The 2,828-nt window shown below is 61.9% G+C and carries 2 protein-coding genes; both read left to right on the top strand.

The window, feature by feature from the left end:
• The first annotated feature begins 104 nt into the window (after positions 1-104).
• Positions 105-1,820 (top strand): hypothetical protein, encoded by a 1,716-nt coding sequence (locus tag HQL56_19380; GenBank protein ID MBF0311679.1) that lies wholly within the window; start codon positions 105-107, stop codon positions 1,818-1,820.
• A gap of 21 nt (positions 1,821-1,841) precedes the next feature.
• Positions 1,842-2,669, top strand: coding sequence for an FkbM family methyltransferase (locus HQL56_19375; protein MBF0311678.1), 828 nt, complete (start codon positions 1,842-1,844; stop codon positions 2,667-2,669).
• Positions 2,670-2,828: the final 159 nt, after the last annotated feature.

Here is a 2,828-nt window from a genome sequence, read left to right as displayed (position 1 = left end):
TTATCAATAAAAGAATAAAGTCAAAGGACAGAACATTTCCTTTTTTTGATACTTAAAAGAAAAATATTGAAAAGCAAAGCGCATCCGTTTCCCGGGTTTGGTTTATGATCGTTCATCTGTTGGACCGCTTGCCGACATCGGTCGATCGACCGTTTGCGCTCTATCAGCACGACGAATCCCTGATTCGCCATCCCTGCTACGTGGATGTTCCGGGCATCATCCTGGCCAACAGCGCAGCCTGGTTTCAGGATCTGCAACTCTCCCACATCGCTCTGGCCCGGACCATTCAACCCCATTGCCCGAAGTGGTGGCTGGCCCCCCAATCCCGTCTGGATCTGCGCCCCTGGGCTCAGGAGTCGATCGTCAAACCCCTTTTCGTGGCGCTGGCCCTCTCCGATTGGATGAGCCGCCATCCAGAAGCCACGGAGTGTCTGCTCATCGGTTGCGATGCGGATGTGGGGCGGTTTCTGCGGGAGTTCCATCCGGAAATCACCGTGAAGGGGGAGAGCGAGAAGAGCTGGTCCCTGCAGCCGTTACGGCAAATGCTGCTCCGCCTGGCCCTTTTCACCTGGCGGTTCCTGCGCCGCTATCGCTACCGCCCCGGTCGGGCGCGTCCGGGACGGGTGGCGGTGCTGTTCGAGCCGGTGGGGGAGTACGCCCAGGCCCACCTGGGTTATCGCTACTACTACGGCGACCTGCTCGACCCGGTGCCCGAGGTCAGCTATCACGCCGTCGGCTGGGTGAACGATCCCGAAGGCAAGGTGGTCTCGATCTTCGAGTCCGCTTCGCCATGGGATCTGCTGGTGGCTCTGGGACAACAGATACGCAGCCTGAACGTCATTCGCCGCTTCGCCCGGCAGGGAGTGGACTGCACCATCGCGGGACGCCGCAGCACCACCTTCTGGAGCCGGTATCTGCGTTCCCCCGTCTTCATGCCGGCGCAGTATTTCAATGCGCTGCTGGCCTTGCGTGCCTTTGACAAGCTGTTTCGGGGCTCCGCCTGCCGACAGGTGGTCTACCCTTACGAGGAGAAGGGAGTGGAACGGGCCGCCATTCTGGCCTGTCGCGCTTCGGGCCTTCGCACCCTGGGCTTCACGCCGCATCCGCAATACGATTCGGCCCTGTGCCTGCGGGATCTGCCGGGCTCCGATTGCCCAAAACCCGACGCCTACGGGGTTTGCGGCAACGCTTATGTGGACCAGTTCGTCAATTGGTGCCGCAAGGATGCGCAGCGGGTCCACGTCTGGGGCACCCGGAAGTTTCAGGGGGAGACCATTCTGCCCAAGGTGGCGCGCGCCCCCGGAGAAGCGCCGGTGGTACTGCTGTTGTTGAGCCACCCCAACGAGCTGCGCCTGTTCGAATCCTGGCTCGATGCCGAGGAGCGTCTGCGTCACGGGGTGCGCTACACCGTGCGCACCTACAAGGCGGTGGGTCTCAACGCCTTCGAGGCGGAATCGCGCTCCATCCGGGGCAAATATCCTTTCGTCAGCGAAACCGAAGGCACGCTGGTGGAGGATCTCGCCGCCTGTGATCTCGCCTTCTATTGCGCCACCAGCGCGGGGCTTTCGGCGGTGGTTCACGGGCGGCTGACGGTGCATGTCACCCTGTACGACTGCCTGGCCATCAACCCCTTTTTCGACCGTTTCGCGGGGGAGATGTTGTCCTGCTCCTCGGCGGCGCGATTCGCCGATTGTCTGGAGATGCTGCGACAGGCCGATGAGGCCACCCTGGAAACCCTGCATCGCCGCCAGGTGGAGGCGGTGCGGGAGCTGTTCACTCCGGTGCGGACCGGGACCATCCTGACGGATTTGTCGGCCTGAGCGCCCTGTAAGGAGCTTAACATGATCAGCCGTTTGAAAGAGATTCCCCTGCTGCGCAAACTCTTTTCCGGGGTGTTGCAGGCGGTGCGCAACAGTCAGGGGGACTGGCGATACATCTATCTGCCGCTGATGTGGAAAACCGCCGCCTTCCTGACCAGACGGCGCGTGACCCGCATGGGCGATATCGCCTTCACCCTGCCGTGCAACAACTGGATCACCCATTTCCGCTGGTATCTCTTCGCCCGCAAGGAGGTGGAGGTACGCCAGTTCATCGATACCCACCTGAAGGAGGGGGATGTCTTCTTCGACATCGGGGCCAACATCGGCGTCTTTTCGCTTTACGCCTGCCTGCGACACAAGAGCGTGAAGGTCTACTCCTTCGAGCCGGAATACTCCAACCTGCATCTGCTGAAGGAGAATTTCCTGGCCAACGGGCTGGCCGACCGGGCCAACATTTACAGCGTGGCCATCAGCGACGCCCGTGGCCTGAGCCGGTTGCACATTCAGGACGTGACCCCCGGCGCGGCCTGTCACAGCGAGAGCCGCGAGGGGCTGGAGCGCACCAACGAGGGCTTGAAAGTGGTCTGGGCGGAAGGGGTGGCCACCATGACCGTGGATGCCTTGTGCGAGGAGTTGGGGGTGGTGCCCAATGCCATGAAGATCGACACCGACGGCAACGAACCCAAGATTCTCCAGGGCGCGAAAAAGACCCTGGCCGATCCCCGCCTGCGCAGCATCGCCATCGAGATGCACGGCGAGGCCATCTGCCGACCCATCCTGGTGGAAAACGGCTTCAAACTGGTCTGGTCCCGACCCGACACCATCAATCAGATGTGGATCCGGGAGTGAGTTGAGGTATACGGGGGGCCGGGGGGGATTATCCCCCCCGGCGGGTCCAGGGCAGCGCCCTGGGACTTGTCCTTTTGCTGTTGACACCCCATCTCGCGGCGCTGCAATCGTTCCTCGCGGGCGTCGGTGCGGATGGGAAACCTGACGGCCCTCATTTGC

This window comes from Magnetococcales bacterium (assembly GCA_015231925.1).
In the GTDB taxonomy this organism is placed as follows: Bacteria; Pseudomonadota; Magnetococcia; order Magnetococcales; family JADGAQ01; genus JADGAQ01.
This window is presented reverse-complemented; position numbering and strand designations above follow the sequence as displayed.